Origin of the sequence: Paenibacillus thiaminolyticus (genome assembly GCF_007066085.1) — a bacterium.
In the GTDB taxonomy this organism is placed as follows: domain Bacteria; phylum Bacillota; class Bacilli; order Paenibacillales; family Paenibacillaceae; genus Paenibacillus_B; species Paenibacillus_B thiaminolyticus.
The window spans coordinates 2,501,689-2,516,012 of sequence record NZ_CP041405.1 but is presented as its reverse complement, the minus strand read 5'-3'; the positions used below and the strand labels follow the sequence as shown (position 1 = coordinate 2,516,012).

The following is a 14,324-nucleotide window of genomic DNA, read 5'->3' as shown; positions in this document are numbered from 1 at the left end:
TGCGGGGCCGGGAGCGGGAAGAAGCATGCCGGGAATCGGTGTGGACGGCTTATTTTCCGGTTCGGTATAATGAGGGGAGAACGAGGAATGGAAGTGAATCCATCATGACCACTGGCGAGCATACGAGCACGCTTCTTTTAATACGGAGCTTATATCCTTCATTGACGAAAACGGAGAAAAAAATCGCGGATTATGTGCTGAGAAGCCCGGATGAGGTCCTGTATGCGACGGTGACGGATCTGGCTGAGAAGTCGGATGCCGGGGAGACGTCGGTGCTGAGGTTCTGCCGCAATCTGGGCTTTACCAGCTACCAGGAGTTCAAGCTGTCTCTGGCCAAAGATCTGGTGACCCCGCTCAAGCATCAAGAGAGCGAGATTGACGAGGAGGACGATCTGGCGGCCGTGGCGCAGAAGATGACGCTGGAGAACGTCGCGTCGCTGGAGCATACGCTGTCCCTGCTGAATATGAAGGACCTGCAAAAAGCGGTGGAAGCGATCGTCTGCTCCAACCGGATCTTTTTCTTCGGCGTCGGCTCGTCCGCCATGACCGCGATGGATGCGCAGTACCGCTTCATGCGGCTGGGCTTCGCGGGAGAGGCCGTAACGGATCCGCATGTGATGGCCATGAACGCGGTGCTGATGACCGATCAAGATGTCGTATTTGGTATCTCCACCTCCGGCAGCACGAAGGATCTGGTGGACGCCGTGCGCCTGGCGAAGGAGAACAACGTCTTTTTCATCTGCCTCACGAGCCATGCGAAGTCGCCGATCACGAAATACGCGGATTCGATTCTGCTGATCCAAGCGAAGGAGACGCCGCTTCAGGGCGGGGCGTTCTCGTCCAAAATCGCGCAAATTCATGTGCTGGACATTTTGTCTACCGCGGTGGCGCTGCAGGCAAAGGAGAGGGCGCATCGCGCCATCAACCGGACGGCTCAAGCCGTGCAGGACAAGCTATACTGACAATCGAACGGCCTGCCGCCCATGCGCGGGCTGCCAGGCAAACATAGACAGGCCCGGGCCGCCTTGGCATCCAAGACAGTCCGGGCCTAGTTATCTATTCATTCAGCATGACGAGTCCGATGAAGTCTTCCGCGCTGATATTGCCGAGATAATGATTGATATCCATATCGGCAAGCGCTTCGCGAATCGCCTGCTCCTCATAGCGAACCCCCTGCAGGCGCGCCTCAATATCGCTGACTTCGCCAACTCCGAAGAAGTCGCCGTATATTTTCATACGCTGAATCAATCCGTCCTCGACATCCATGCGCACGTCGACGATTCCGGCCGGGAATTTCTTCGAATGCTCGACGTTGAACTTCGGCGATGAGCCATAGTTCCAATCCCAGTTCTGATAACGCTCCTGCGAGATGCGATGAATCGTCTCCCAATCCTGTTCCGTCAGCTTGTACTGCGGCACCTGATCCGGCTCCATCCCGAAAATATGACGGAGTATCGTATCCTTGAACTGCTCGATTGTCATCGGCTCGGCAAGAAACTCGGAAATGTTGGCGACGCGGGAACGAATCGATTTCGTGCCTTTGGATTCGATTTTGATCGGCTTGACCTTGAGCGCCGAGGCGACATGCTCCATCTCGGAATTGAACAGCAGCGTGCCGTGGCTGAACATGCGCCCGCGCGTGGAGAACTGGGCATTGCCGGATATTTTTTGCTCTCCGACCTGGATGTCATTGCGTCCGGTCAAGTCAGCATTGACGCCGAGAGAACGGAGCGTATCGATGACGGGCTGCGTAAATTTGCGGAAATTGTGGAATGACTGCCCGTCATCCTTCGTGATGAAGCTGAAATTCAAATTTCCTGTATCATGATACACGGCGCCTCCGCCCGACAGGCGGCGCACAACGTGAATGTTATTCGCTTTGACGTAATCGCTATTGATTTCTTCGATCGTATTTTGGTTTTTGCCGATAATGATGGAAGGCTCGTTGATATAGAATAACAAATAACTATCCTCTTCCAGCGGCAAATGCTTCAGAACAAATTCCTCGATCGCCAGGTTGACGCGAGGGTCGGTGATGCCTTGATTGTCGATAAACTTCATGGCTCGTCCGCCTCCTTCTTCTGTTAATTGTAATCGATTTGGAACAAAAGACAACTTATATTTGATATTGATAATCGTTATCAATATAATGAGGATATCGGATGCATAGAAAGAGTATGAGAGTAAATAGGGATTCAAGGAGGACAAACAATGTCAATTGCAAATACAATCCGGGAACGCCGGAGCATTCATCGATTTTCAAATCGGCCTGTCGACAAGGAACTGGTGCTTTCCCTGCTCAATGATGCCGTCTGGGCCCCCAATCACGGGCTGCGCGAGCCGTGGCGGTTCATTTATGCGTCGGGAGAGGCGAAGGATCGGCTCGTGCGCTGTGTAATAGAGCTGGTCGAAGGAACGAAAATGAGGGGCTGGGACGAAGAACAGAAGACGAAGTTCATCCGGACGAACCTGGCCGTGCCTGCTTACCTTATCGTCGTCATGCCTGAGGATCCGCGGCCGCATATTTGGGAAGAGGATCTGGCGGCCGTAAGCGCCCTGATTCAGAACTTCCAGCTGCTGGCGTGGGAGCAGGAGCTCGGAATGCTGTGGCACACCGGGGACTATATTTATAATCGCAAGTTCCGTGAAATGGCAGGAGTGCAGCCGGGCGAGAAAATCGTTGGGGTGCTGCGCATGGGGCATTTCGATGAGATTCCGCCGGCGCGCCCGCGTACGAACGCGTCGGAACGCTTCACCGAGCTATTTTAAAATCATACTCTGAACTGACAAGCGCAGGGCCTAGGGCCGCTGCGCTTGCTTCATGTTGTCAATGTCAGGAACGAAAGTAATCGTTTTCATAATTAGGAAAGGTCTGAGGAGTCGGTTTTCAGATAGCGGTAGTACAGCAACAGTTCGACCGTATACTTGATGATCCAGGCGGCCAACAGCACGCTGACCAGCAAATGGGCGCTGACGAGCGGGGACAGCAGCAGAGTACTTGTATCGGACACATAGATCAGATAGGCCGCGCAGCAGGCAACCGAGAATACGAGGAAGATCAATCCCATCTGGTTCGCCTGCAGCGAGATCAGACGTGACAATTCCTTGTCCTCCGGCTCGTCCTTGGACATGAAATTCACGAAGTACATGACGGCCTGCACGACGGCGGCGACGCCGAAAACATTGCGGGCCAGCGCCATCATCTCTGTGCTGTACAAACCGATGTCACCCTTGAGGCGAAACAGTATCACCCCGTAATAGGTGGTGACGATAATGGCGGCGCCCAGGGATGCCCATGATGTTTTGTGATGCACCGACATAATTGAACCTCCTTGAGCTTGACATAGCATTGCGCCAATACCGGTCTGCAATGTGATTATACAGCATTTAACAGTAGCGTTACAGTGTGCGATGTGCCAATGTTTTTCGGCATTTCGTAGAAAAGGAAAAACCGTTTGACGAATGGGTCTGCGTTACGCATAATGTACCATGAGAAATCATGCGCATCCTGCTTCCTCCGTCTGCCTTCAGGCTGGACCTGGGGAGTACGGAGCGTACGGCAGAACAAGGGCAGACCGGACCGATTGACGATGGCGAAGTTCCGTTGGAACAATCGCTATAGAGATATTGTACGCGACCGTCTGTCCGTCTTCAAGGAGGGGCTTATGGTCACAATTGAACGGTTTGGGCATGGCGGGGACGTATGGACGGCCGCGGAGGCTTTCGGACGATCGAGCGGAGAGTTCGTGGACTTCAGCGCGAACATCAATCCGCTCGGACCGCCGCCGTCCGTCATGGCGCGGCTCGCGGAGGAACTGGAGGGCATTATTCATTATCCTGATCCGGGGCACCGGCGGATGAAGGAGGCGCTGTCACGCCGCCTTCAGGTGGGCAGCGAGCAGCTGTTGATCGGCAACGGCGCGGCCGAATGCATGGCGCTGGCGATTCTGGCGCACGCGCCGCGCGCTGTCGGCGTGGTGGCGCCATGCTTCTCGGAATACGAGGCGCTGTCGCGGCAGTTCGGCGCTGACGTCGTGCGTGTCATCGGACAAGCCTCCCGGGATTACCTGGCAGACTGGCCTGATCTGGAACGGCTGATGGCGGATGCCGATGTCGTCTTCCTCGGCCAGCCGAATAATCCGACCGGCGCCGTATACGAACGGCGGGTGCTGGAGGATGCGGGCCGGCTGGCGGAGCGGAACGGCACGCTGCTGATTATGGATGAGGCGTTCATCGATTTTCTCCCGGATGAGGAGGAGGCGAGTCTGTTGCGGTTCGCGGCAGCCAGCCGGAACGTGCTTGTCATCCGGTCGCTGACGAAGTTCTACGCTATCCCCGGCCTTCGCCTTGGGTATGCGGCGGGCCATCCGGATACAATTCGCGCGCTTGCTTCGAAGCAGGTCACGTGGAGCGTGAACGGGCTGGCGCTGGCTGCGGGGGAAGCGCTGCTGCTTGATGAAGCGGCGGATGACTATGCGGAACGGACCCGAAGCCTGATTGCCGGCGAGCGGGAATGGCTATGCGGGCAGTTGACCGCGCTTGGCCTGCGGCTGTGGACGAGCCGGGCGAACTTCCTGCTCGTTGAGGCCGCGGCGCCGTGGAGCGCCCGGCGCTTGCAGGAAGAACTTGGACGCCGGGGAGTCCTGATCCGCAATTGTGACGGGTATGCAGGACTGGGGGCCGGACATTTCCGCATCGCGGTGAAGGATCGTCAGGCAAATAAACGTCTAGTCGAGGCCCTGCAAGCTGTGTTACATTTATAAGATGTGGATCCTGCAATGTGCAGAGGCCTTCTCCTGTTGGCTTTGCTCATTGCGAGGATATGAGGAACGAGTTGTGAGGATGTCCGGTATCGGGTCGATAGATCATTTTGATGAAGCCCGCTCTGGAAGTGCGTGTTCAAAAAGCCGGGTTTTCAAAACCGGGAAGGTGCCAGGAAAATCAGCACCTTTTAAGCTCTGTGAAGACAGAACGCAGACGGAGCGGACAAGCAAGGGGGAAGCGTGATGCAGCCTTGCCGCGAAGGCATTCGCAGCTATGCATCGGAAGTTATGTCCGGCGTGACGGTATGCTGGGGCAGCGAGACCATGACCGTGGAACTGCCGGAGCGGACTCCGGTATGGAGCAGCGCGGTATGGAACGGCGGCTCCAAGCTGGCGTCGCGCATCATGAACCGGATGGTTCGGACAGGGTTCGATTGCTCCGATCCGGCCGCATATATGCAGGAGATATGCCTCCAGCAAGGCTACGCGCCGGCGACGACGGTCGGCCTGATGACGGCGGCGAAGGTGACCCATGCGTCCGTGATGGAAGAGGAGGGCGACGGCTTCTCCTTGCTGTGCGTCACGACGGCCGGAACGGGCAACGCCGCCCGCGCCGGGCTGCCGCGGCAGGTATACTCCGCTTACGAGCCGCTGAAGCCGGGCACGATCAACACGATCATCGTGCTGGACGGCAAGCTCGCGGAAGCGGCGGTATGGAATGCGGTCATTACCGCTACGGAAGCCAAGTGCGCGGCGTTGGACGATCTGCGGGTGATCGACAAGGAGACGGGCCGCGTGGCGACGGGAACGACCACCGATGCGGTGGCGATCGCGATCGCCGACAGCGGACGCTACGAGGCCGTGCACCGTTATGGGGGCACCGCGACGACGCTGGGCGCCGCCGTGGGGCGGCTGGTGTACGGCACCGTGGCGGAGGCGGTGCGCACGCAGCGGGAAGACGACGGGCCGCTGTTCGAATAAGAGAAGCAGGCGCGCCACTGCCAGGCAGCCGGGGAACGGTGCCACGGCGGTGGAGGAACGGGCTGCAGGCAAGAGGAGTCAGGTGAGCAATCATGATCGCGGCTATAATAATCATCGCAGCATATGTATGGGATCGACTCGTTGGCGATCCAAGGTGGCTCCCCCATCCGGTCATCGGCATGGGGAAAGCGATCTCGGCACTGGAACGCCTTATCCGGAGAGCGGCTCCGTCCGAAGCGGCGCTCAAGCCGCTGGGCTTCTTGCTACCGCTAGTGATGGCGGGCGGGGCATTTGCCTTGACGTGGGGTGTGCTGGCAGGGCTCTATGCTATCAACGTCTGGCTGGGCGCGGCGGTTGAGGCGCTGCTCATCGGCACGACCATTGCCACCAAAGGGCTCCGCGATGCCGGAATGGCCGTCTATGGCCGACTGGTAGAAGGTGATCTGGCGGGAGCGCGGCGCGAGGTCGGCATGATCGTAGGAAGGGATACCGAGACGCTCGATGAACCGGAAATTACCCGCGCTGCCGTCGAGACGGTGGCTGAAAATATTATGGATGCCGTCATCTCTCCGCTCCTGTACGCGGCTATCGGCGGCGCGCCGTTGGCTATGGCCTATCGGGCTATCAATACATTGGATTCCATGGTCGGCTATAAAAATGAGAAATACGCCAATCTCGGCTACGCCTCCGCGCGGCTTGATGATCTGGCGAATTGGATACCGGCGCGCTTGACCGCGCTGTTGATCGTCATATGCGCCCTGTTCGGCTATGACGCGAAGCGGGCATGGAAGACGGCGCTGCGCGATGCGCCGAAGCATCCGAGCCCGAACAGCGGCTGGCCGGAAGCGGCAACCGCCGGGGCACTTGGCATCCGCCTTGGCGGATTGAATTGTTACAAAGGCGTATGTTCCTTCCGCGCCTATATGGGCGATCCCGTCGAGGAGACGGGAGGGGAACATATTGCGGCAGTGTGCAGGCTGCTGACCCGAAGCACACTGCTCTTCGCCATCCTGGCCGCAAGCGTCCTCTGGGCCTGCGGCGGATGGCTCCTGTAGACGAAAGGCGAATGAAGGAGTAATGGGATGAAATGAAACAAAAGCGCACATACAAAGCTCCCCCCGTTCGCCGCAAGCGGCGTCAAGCAGGAGCTAGACGACAAGCCCGGCCCAAGCCTCCGCGCTGCGGCACCCGGCATATCCGCCGCCGTTCAGGCGCATCCAGCGTCATCGTGCGGTTCGCGCTCGTCAGACATTCGCTGACGCAGGCGAATGTGGAGCGGCGGTATATCAGCTATACAGACAGCCCGCTTCTCCCGGAAGCGGAAGAGGTGCTGCGGCCGATGCGCAGGGCAGTCGCCCATCCGGCGCCGCTCCTGTATACGAGCGATATGCGGCGCTGCCGCGAGACGCTGGCTCAGCTGCGTCCGCGCGATGCGGGAAGGGCTCACGTCGATACGAGGCTGCGCGAATACGATTTTGGCATGTGGGAAGGCTTGACGTACAACGACCTGAAGGAGGATCCGGCTTACCGCCGCTGGCTGGATGATATGACCTCCGTTCAGCCGCCGCGCGGCGAGCCATGGCAGACATTCAGCACGCGGACGGCGCATGTCTGGTGGGAGATTCTGCAGAAGGCCGGGAGACAAACGGCTGTGGCGGCGGGACAAGGCGCCCGCGGACAGCGCCATCGGCGGGAATGCGAGCCGGACAGGGAAGGTTCTGATCCGGGCGGCGAGCGCTGCAGAACGGCCCGGCTGCGCCGGAAGCGGCCAGGCCGGGTAGGCAACGCGTATGAGGCGCGGCCTGATGTGCTGGTCGTTACGCACGGAGGAATGGTGCGGAGGCTGTACACGCTCGCATTCCCGAAGAAGACGTTCTGGGAAGCGACCGTCCCGATCGGGGCAGGGATCTTGATTACGGCTGCAAAGTCTCCCCGCCGCTGGAAGTTCCTGCGGGCGGAGCGGCTTCCTTGATGGAGCGAGCGGCGGGTGAGCGAGGGAACAGATAGATGCCCTGAAGTTTGTGAGGAATGTTATTGCAAGGATAGGGTAATTCCCCTATAATCAATAGTCAAGCTATGATGGAAAGACAAGCGAATAGTAATCTATCGGGTCCTTGCGCCGCACGAGCATTGAGCTTGTGCCCAAGGATAATAGGGAAGCCGGTGTGAATCCGGCACGGTCCCGCCACTGTAAATGGAGTGCTGCGCTCAGAATGCCACTGTCTGCGCGGATTCAGGTGAATCCGCTGATGGGAAGGCGAGCACAGCAAGATGCTCCTAAGTCAGGAGACCTGCCCGATAGGAGGACGAGTTATTTCCTTCGCGGAGAGGAGCGGCGTCATTGGAATGGACTTCCTGTTGCTGCTGAGCGGTCATGCTGTCTAACGGCGTGAGATGGCTTTGCAGTTCAGTTCGGAAGGTCCTATCCAGGAGACTGCGTTCCCCCGATCCTAGGATCGGGGGTTTTGTATTTGTGCGCTCTTTGACAATTCCGCCTCGAAGCGGATGGAAAAGTTGGTAAGGCAGGATGCCGCACCAGGAAGACTGGGAGCCAGCCCTTCCGCGTGAAGGGACGGCGTTCGCACTGCTTCGGCAATGAAGCAGGCATGATATTCAGGTAAGTGAGGGAGATAAACATGATGAACAAATGGTGGAACAGAACGATAGCGGTCGCGGCAGCGGCCGTGCTGGCTTTGAGCTTGGCGGCTTGCGGAGCGGCTCCGTCGAAGGAGGCGGACAAGGCTCCAGAATCTGCGCAGCAGCAGGAGAACGGCAATGCGGCTTCTGATGCCGCGAAGACAACCTATCCGCTGACGGTGAAGGATGCGACCGGGCATGAATTCACGTTCGACAAAGCGCCGGAACGGATCATTTCCGTATCGCCGGCAGAGACGGAATCATTATTTGCCCTTGGCCTTGGCGACAATATCGTGGGCGTGTCCGATTATGATGATTACCCGGCAGAAGCGACGCAGAAGCCGAAAATGGGCGGCATCACGAAACCGAATGAGGAAGCGATCATTGCGGCGAAGCCGGATGTCGTATTTAGCGGCATCTCGATGAAGGAAGAAGCCGTCAACAAATTCCGCGAGCTGGGCATTGAAATTTTCAAGGTCGAGCCGAAAACCTATGACGATGTAATCAGCAACATCGAGCTGTATGGTCTCATTACCGATCATCAGAAGGAAGCAAAAGAGATTACCGATCAGATGAAAAAGATGCGCGATGACGTCGCTGAAGCGGTCAAGGGCGTTACCGACAAAAAGAAGGTTTATATTGAATTTTCTCCGGGCTGGACCGTCGGCAGCGGCGAATTCATGAATGAGCTGATCGAGCTGGCAGGCGGCGTCAATATTGCGGCCGCGGACATGACCGGCTGGAACCAGATTAATGAGGAGAACATCATCAAGGAGAATCCGGACGTCATTCTGTTCGCGAAGGACCTTGTCGACAGCGAGACGAACAAGACGCTGGAGGACATTATCCGCGGACGCAGCGGCTGGGAAGCCATCACCGCGATCAAGGACAATCAGCTGTTCGGACTGGACAACAACAAGCTGAGCCGCCCGGGCCCGCGTGTGGCCGAAGCGCTGCAGGATGTGGCGAAGGCGATCTATCCTGATTTGTTCAAATAGATGATGGGATGGACATATCGATGAAAAAAGGGTTTGGCTTTGGAGTAGCGATGTTGGCGCTGCTCCTTTTATCTATTGTAGGCTGTCTGTCCGTCGGATCGGTGAAGATGCCAATGGGTGAGATTGCGAAAATATTGCTGCATCATGTTCCCGGACTGGAATCGCTCATTCCCGTCACCTGGGACGATGCTTCGGCGACCATTATGCTGAAGGTCCGCTTCCCGCGCGTCGTGCTCGCGATGCTCGTCGGCGCGTCGCTGGGGCTGGCGGGGACGGGCTTCCAGGGCGTGCTGCGCAATCCGCTGGCAGATCCGTACACGCTGGGCGTGTCTTCCGGGGCCTCCGTCGGCGCCGCGTTCCTGATCTACTTCGGCCTGCAGTATGCGCTGCTCGGCCAGTGGACGGTTCCGATCGTCGCCTTCGTGACCGGCACGCTGACGCTATTGGCCGTCATGCGCCTGGCGAGAGAAGACGGCAAGATCCCGATCGAGACGCTGATTCTGGCCGGGGTCGTTACGCAGGCGTTCCTAGGCTCGATCGTCTCCTTCCTCGTCGCGATGTCGAAGCAGACGATCAACGAGATTCTGTACTGGGTCATGGGAAGCCTGGCGCTGCGGGGCTGGTCTTTTTCTGCCGTGCTGGCGCCGTATATGGCGATCGGGCTCATCGCCCTGATCGCCTATGCCCGTCCGCTCAACCTGCTTGCCCTTGGGGAGCGGCAGGCGTCTCATCTCGGACTCAATGTCGAGCGCACGAAGTGGGTCGTTCTGCTCGTGTCGACGTTTATTACGGCGGCAGCCGTTTCCGTATCAGGGGTTATCGGCTTCGTCGGGCTCGTCGTCCCGCACATGATTCGGCTGCTGGTCGGCCCGGACTATCGCTTGATCGTGCCGTTCTCGGCTGTAGGCGGAGCGATCTATGTCATGTGGGCGGATACGATCGCGCGGACGGCGCTGGCGCCAACGGAAATACCGCTTGGCGTGGTGACCGCCTTCATCGGCGCTCCGTTCTTCGCGTATCTGCTAATCCGAAATAAACGGTCGAAACGGAGGAGATGGTCATGAAGACGGGAGCCGCGCATCGGGAACTTACAGCGAAGCCGGGGGCCTCATCCGGGCAGATCCGCCCGGGAGAGCCGATTCTTCAGGCCGAGCATATCAGCAAAAGCTACGGCAGCCGAACGGTGCTGAACGATGTCTCCTTGACCGTCCGCGCCGGGGAATGGGTCGGCATCATCGGGCCGAACGGCAGCGGCAAGTCGACGCTGCTGTCGCTGCTGTCCGGCGCCGATTCTCCTGCTGGCGGGCGCATCGAGCTGAAGGGGCGCACCCTGCGCTCCTACACGCGCAAATCGCTGTCGCAAACGATGGCGGTCCTGCTCCAGGAGTCGCTTCCGCCGATTGGATACACGGTCCGCGAGGTTGTTGAGATGGGCCGCTTCCCGTATCAATCCTGGTTCGGCTCGGAGGCGGAGGACAGCGGACCCTATATCGATTCGATTATGGAGCGGCTGCAGCTGATGGAACTGGAGGAGCGGCCGATCGACCGGCTCAGCGGCGGTCAGCGCCAGCGTGTCGCCCTGGCGAAGCTGATGGCGCAGTCGCCGTCTATCGTGCTGCTGGATGAGCCGACGACCTATCTGGACATCCGGTATCAGGTGCAGTTCATGGATGTCGTCCGCGACTGGCAGCAGGACTGCGGCTTGACGGTCGTCTCCGTGCTTCACGATCTGAATCTTGCAGCGTTGTATTGCGACCGGCTCGTCGTCGTGCATGAGGGGCGCATCGCAGCCGATGGCGCTCCGGAAGAGATGATGTCTCCGGATGTCATCGCACGCTACTTCGATACCCGCGCCGCCATCGTGCCGCATCCGGGGAACGGCCGTCCGCAGCTGCTAATGTGTCCGGCCCATACGGACGCAGAACAGAAGGCGGGAACAGAGGCACAGAAGGAAGAGGAAGCCAGAACAGTGGACGATGAAGCAGCCAGAGCATGAAGGCGACGAGAGATTGGGCAGCGACAACGTGAAGGCCGCGGCGTCATGAAGTCTTGTCAACGTGAATGCAGCGGCGTCATGAAGGCGCGTCAACGTGAAGGCAGAGACAACGTGAATGGAGCGGCGTCGTGAAGGGCGCGTCAACGTGAAGACAGCAGCGTCGTGAAGACGCGTCAATGAGAAGCAACGACAGCATGAAGGAGCGGTAACGTGCAGGTTACGGGGTCGTGAAAGCGGCGAGATCCGGTAACGAGGAAGCCATGAACGGGAATCAGGCTGATTCCACGGCATGGCGGGAAATGGAGTGACGAACACGCAGGAGAAGAATCATTTCTGTAATTGGGATGAACATCAATGGCAATGACAGCTAGCAACCAACTATGTGAAGACGGAGATGAATGAGATGAATGAGATGAATGCGATGAATGAACGGCTTAGCGAAGTAATTGGGCGGATCTCTGGTGTGGACAAGACGGCGATGGAGGCAGCCGCTGCGCATCAAAATCAGCTGACGAAGCCTCCGGGGAGCCTCGGGCTGCTGGAGGAGATAGCGGTTCAACTGGCCGGCATTACGGGGACAGTCACCCCTGAATTTAAGCAAAAGGCGATTGTTGTGATGGCGGGCGATCATGGCGTATGCGCGGAAGGGATCAGCGCCTTCCCGGCCGAAGTGACCCCGCAGATGGTAATGAACTTCCTTGCCGGCGGCGCAGCCGTCAATGTGCTGGCGCGTCAGGCCGGAGCCGAGGTCATTTGCGTCGATGTCGGCGTTAACGCCGATTTGAGCCATCCGCAGCTGCAATCGCGCAAGGTGCGCCGCGGAACCGGCAACATGGCCCAAGGCCCGGCGATGACCCGGGACGAGGCGGTGGCGGCGATACTGGCCGGCGTCGACACGGTGGACGAATGCGTTCAGGCTGGCAATCGCATGTTCTCTACTGGGGAAATGGGCATCGGCAATACGACGCCGAGCGCCGCTATTCTGTGCGCCTTGACCGGACTGGCGCCGGAAGAGACGGTCGGCCGGGGAACCGGCATCGGCGATGAGCAGTGGGCGCATAAATGCAACGTTGTGCGCCAGGCGCTCGAAGTGAACCAGCCTGATCGCAACGATGCGCTGGATGTGCTCGCGAAGGTCGGCGGGCTGGAGATCGCCGGATTGACCGGCGTCATTCTCGGCGCGGCGGCCCATCGGCTCCCGGTCGTCGTCGACGGCTTCATCTCCAGTGCGGCGGCGCTGGCAGCGGTGCGGCTCGCCCCGGCGGCGCAGCCTTATCTAATCGCTTCGCATCTGTCCGAAGAGCGCGGTCATGCCGCCTTGCTGGCCGAGCTTGGCCTGAAGCCGGGCCTGCACTTGAATATGCGCCTCGGCGAAGGAACGGGCGGCGCTCTGATGTTCCCGATTATCGACGCTGCGCTGCGCATTATGCAAGAGATGGCGACCTTCGCCCAAGCGGGCGTATCCAACAAAGACACCGACGATAGCGAGGGACAAGAATGACGGGTACGGCCGACGAAGGAAATAAGCTTGTCCTCGTAACGGGCGGCGCGCGGAGCGGCAAGAGCGGATTCGCGGAGCGGCTGTTCATGAAGCGCATCCTGGATGGAGGCATCTACGTCGCGACCGCGGAAGCCCATGATGACGAGATGCGCGAACGGATTCGCCGCCACCAGTCGGACCGGGAGCAATCGGGCTACGGCTGGAAGACGGTGAACGAGCCGTTCCAGCTGCCGGAATGGCTCGCCATCACCAGCGCGGATGCAGAGGCCGCCTATGAGGGGCCGGCCGTACTCATCGACTGCCTGACGCTCTGGCTGTCGAACGAGCTGCTTCAGGCGGAGCGGCAATGGGGAGAGAGCCTGGAAGCCGAGCGCTATCTGGAGGCGCGCATCGAAAGGCTTGCGGAGGAAGCTGGCCGCTTCCGCGGCACGCTGGTGATGGTTACGAACGAAGTCGGGGACAGCATTGTTCCTGTCTACAAGCTCGGCCGGATGTTCCGTGATGCGGCCGGCCGCTTGAACCAGCGCATCGCCGGCAAGGCGGATGAAGTGTATCTGGTGACGGCAGGCATTCCGATCGAGCTGAAGAGCCGGGAGGTGCAGCTATGAAGCGGACATGGCAAGGACTCGTCGCTGCGATGCAATTTCTGACCCGAATTCCCGTTCCGTTCTCGGTGCCGTTCACGAACGAGGTGCTGAAGCGAAGCACCTACTTCTTCCCGCTGGCGGGCTTCTGCATCGGCGGGCTGGTCTGGGCGGCAGGCTGGGGACTCCAGCATCTGCTTCCCGTCTTCCCGGCGGCTGCGCTGACGCTTACCCTGGCCGTTGCGCTTCAGGGCGGGTTGCATATGGATGGCTGGATGGATACGGCCGACGGCGTGCTCAGCTCGCGTTCCCGCGAACGGATGCTGGAGATTATGAAGGATAGCCGCAGCGGCGCGATGGGCGTCATCGCATGCGTTCTGCTGCTGCTGCTCAAATGGACGCTCCTCGTCTCTCTGATGGAGCTGGGCTTGTGGAACGGCTGGGTTATCGTTCCGTTCATCTGGTCGCGTGTCACGATGGTATTGGCACTGGCGAGCAAGCCTCAGGCGCGACCGGAAGAGGGACTCGGCGGGTATTTCCTTGGCGTGAAGGCCGGGCATGTCACGATCGCCTATCTGCTAGGCTTCGCGCTTGCCGCACTGGCCGTCGCAGCATCGGGAACGGCAGATGCCGGATCGAGCCTGGGCGTGCTCACGGGACTGGGACTCTCGTCTTCGGATGCCGCCATCATGATGAGCGTCGCCGCGCCGCTGCTGTGCACGGCGGGGGCCTGCCTGCCGATGCAATACTTGTCGCGCAAGCTGGGCGGGCTGACCGGAGATACGTACGGCGCGATTAACGAATGGACGGAGACCGTCGGCTTGCTGCTGCTTCTCCTGGCGGCAACCGGGAAAGGGTGAAGGA

Annotated in this window: 14 protein-coding genes and 1 riboswitch; of the genes, 12 read left to right on the top strand and 2 right to left on the bottom strand. The window is 59.3% G+C overall.

Going from position 1 to position 14,324, the window contains the following annotated elements:
- The first annotated feature begins 104 nt into the window (after positions 1 to 104).
- Positions 105 to 962, top strand: a complete 858-nt coding sequence (locus tag FLT43_RS11340) for a MurR/RpiR family transcriptional regulator (RefSeq protein ID WP_087445406.1) — start codon at positions 105 to 107, stop codon at positions 960 to 962.
- Between the two features lie 94 nt (positions 963 to 1,056).
- On the opposite strand, the gene FLT43_RS11335 is transcribed toward FLT43_RS11340, so the two are convergent.
- Positions 1,057 to 2,061, bottom strand: coding sequence for a lipoate--protein ligase (locus tag FLT43_RS11335; protein WP_087444804.1), 1,005 nt, complete (start codon positions 2,059 to 2,061; stop codon positions 1,057 to 1,059).
- Between the two features lie 150 nt (positions 2,062 to 2,211).
- Here FLT43_RS11335 and FLT43_RS11330 point away from each other — a divergent pair, with 150 nt between their 5' ends.
- The gene (locus FLT43_RS11330) at positions 2,212 to 2,769 is read left to right on the top strand and encodes a nitroreductase family protein (RefSeq protein ID WP_087444805.1); all 558 of its coding nucleotides are present in this window, start codon (positions 2,212 to 2,214) and stop codon (positions 2,767 to 2,769) included.
- Positions 2,770 to 2,861: 92 nt separating this feature from the next.
- On the opposite strand, the gene FLT43_RS11325 is transcribed toward FLT43_RS11330, so the two are convergent.
- Positions 2,862 to 3,320, bottom strand: a complete 459-nt coding sequence (locus FLT43_RS11325; protein ID WP_087444806.1) for a phosphatase — start codon at positions 3,318 to 3,320, stop codon at positions 2,862 to 2,864.
- Between the two features lie 345 nt (positions 3,321 to 3,665).
- Here FLT43_RS11325 and cobD point away from each other — a divergent pair, with 345 nt between their 5' ends.
- The 10 genes from cobD to cobS all read left to right on the top strand — a co-directional run bounded on the left by cobD (position 3,666) and on the right by cobS (position 14,320).
- Positions 3,666 to 4,763, top strand: coding sequence for a threonine-phosphate decarboxylase CobD (cobD, locus tag FLT43_RS11320; protein ID WP_087445407.1), 1,098 nt, complete (start codon positions 3,666 to 3,668; stop codon positions 4,761 to 4,763).
- Between the two features lie 243 nt (positions 4,764 to 5,006).
- Entirely contained in the window at positions 5,007 to 5,744 is a 738-nt protein-coding gene (locus tag FLT43_RS11315) for an adenosylcobinamide amidohydrolase (RefSeq protein ID WP_087444807.1), read from the top strand.
- Between the two features lie 92 nt (positions 5,745 to 5,836).
- Positions 5,837 to 6,799, top strand: a complete 963-nt coding sequence (gene cbiB, locus FLT43_RS11310) for an adenosylcobinamide-phosphate synthase CbiB (RefSeq protein WP_087444808.1) — start codon at positions 5,837 to 5,839, stop codon at positions 6,797 to 6,799.
- A 32-nt stretch (positions 6,800 to 6,831) separates the two neighbouring features.
- The gene (locus FLT43_RS11305; RefSeq protein ID WP_087444809.1) at positions 6,832 to 7,716 is read left to right on the top strand and encodes a histidine phosphatase family protein; all 885 of its coding nucleotides are present in this window, start codon (positions 6,832 to 6,834) and stop codon (positions 7,714 to 7,716) included.
- Positions 7,717 to 7,835: 119 nt separating this feature from the next.
- Positions 7,836 to 8,057: riboswitch (cobalamin riboswitch) on the top strand.
- Between the two features lie 326 nt (positions 8,058 to 8,383).
- The gene (locus tag FLT43_RS11300) at positions 8,384 to 9,379 is read left to right on the top strand and encodes an ABC transporter substrate-binding protein (protein ID WP_087444810.1); all 996 of its coding nucleotides are present in this window, start codon (positions 8,384 to 8,386) and stop codon (positions 9,377 to 9,379) included.
- Between the two features lie 20 nt (positions 9,380 to 9,399).
- A complete protein-coding gene (locus FLT43_RS11295) occupies positions 9,400 to 10,443 on the top strand; it encodes a FecCD family ABC transporter permease (RefSeq protein ID WP_087445408.1) in 1,044 nt (347 codons plus the stop codon).
- Positions 10,440 to 11,375: an ABC transporter ATP-binding protein gene (locus tag FLT43_RS11290; protein ID WP_244194377.1), complete on the top strand. Its 936-nt coding sequence runs from the start codon at positions 10,440 to 10,442 to the stop codon at positions 11,373 to 11,375. The genes FLT43_RS11295 and FLT43_RS11290 overlap by 4 nt, the downstream gene beginning before the upstream one ends.
- 421 nt (positions 11,376 to 11,796) lie before the next feature.
- Complete coding sequence (cobT, locus tag FLT43_RS11285) at positions 11,797 to 12,876, top strand: nicotinate-nucleotide--dimethylbenzimidazole phosphoribosyltransferase (RefSeq protein WP_087445409.1); 1,080 nt, start codon at positions 11,797 to 11,799, stop codon at positions 12,874 to 12,876.
- A complete protein-coding gene (gene cobU, locus FLT43_RS11280; protein ID WP_087444811.1) occupies positions 12,873 to 13,484 on the top strand; it encodes a bifunctional adenosylcobinamide kinase/adenosylcobinamide-phosphate guanylyltransferase in 612 nt (203 codons plus the stop codon). The genes cobT and cobU overlap by 4 nt, the downstream gene beginning before the upstream one ends.
- Complete coding sequence (gene cobS / locus FLT43_RS11275; protein WP_087444812.1) at positions 13,481 to 14,320, top strand: adenosylcobinamide-GDP ribazoletransferase; 840 nt, start codon at positions 13,481 to 13,483, stop codon at positions 14,318 to 14,320. The genes cobU and cobS overlap by 4 nt, the downstream gene beginning before the upstream one ends.
- Positions 14,321 to 14,324 lie beyond the last annotated feature (4 nt).

What these genes read in the sequence shown, in the direction of transcription:
- FLT43_RS11340 (WP_087445406.1), top strand. Translation starts at nt 105, where the DNA reads ATGACCACTGGCGAGCATACGAGCACGCTTCTTTTAATACGGAGCTTA.
- FLT43_RS11335 (WP_087444804.1), bottom strand. Translation starts at nt 2,061, where the DNA reads ATGAAGTTTATCGACAATCAAGGCATCACCGACCCTCGCGTCAACCTG.
- FLT43_RS11330 (WP_087444805.1), top strand. Translation starts at nt 2,212, where the DNA reads ATGTCAATTGCAAATACAATCCGGGAACGCCGGAGCATTCATCGATTT.
- FLT43_RS11325 (WP_087444806.1), bottom strand. Translation starts at nt 3,320, where the DNA reads ATGTCGGTGCATCACAAAACATCATGGGCATCCCTGGGCGCCGCCATT.
- cobD (WP_087445407.1), top strand. Translation starts at nt 3,666, where the DNA reads ATGGTCACAATTGAACGGTTTGGGCATGGCGGGGACGTATGGACGGCC.
- FLT43_RS11315 (WP_087444807.1), top strand. Translation starts at nt 5,007, where the DNA reads ATGCAGCCTTGCCGCGAAGGCATTCGCAGCTATGCATCGGAAGTTATG.
- cbiB (WP_087444808.1), top strand. Translation starts at nt 5,837, where the DNA reads ATGATCGCGGCTATAATAATCATCGCAGCATATGTATGGGATCGACTC.
- FLT43_RS11305 (WP_087444809.1), top strand. Translation starts at nt 6,832, where the DNA reads ATGAAACAAAAGCGCACATACAAAGCTCCCCCCGTTCGCCGCAAGCGG.
- FLT43_RS11300 (WP_087444810.1), top strand. Translation starts at nt 8,384, where the DNA reads ATGAACAAATGGTGGAACAGAACGATAGCGGTCGCGGCAGCGGCCGTG.
- FLT43_RS11295 (WP_087445408.1), top strand. Translation starts at nt 9,400, where the DNA reads ATGAAAAAAGGGTTTGGCTTTGGAGTAGCGATGTTGGCGCTGCTCCTT.
- FLT43_RS11290 (WP_244194377.1), top strand. Translation starts at nt 10,440, where the DNA reads ATGAAGACGGGAGCCGCGCATCGGGAACTTACAGCGAAGCCGGGGGCC.
- cobT (WP_087445409.1), top strand. Translation starts at nt 11,797, where the DNA reads ATGAATGAACGGCTTAGCGAAGTAATTGGGCGGATCTCTGGTGTGGAC.
- cobU (WP_087444811.1), top strand. Translation starts at nt 12,873, where the DNA reads ATGACGGGTACGGCCGACGAAGGAAATAAGCTTGTCCTCGTAACGGGC.
- cobS (WP_087444812.1), top strand. Translation starts at nt 13,481, where the DNA reads ATGAAGCGGACATGGCAAGGACTCGTCGCTGCGATGCAATTTCTGACC.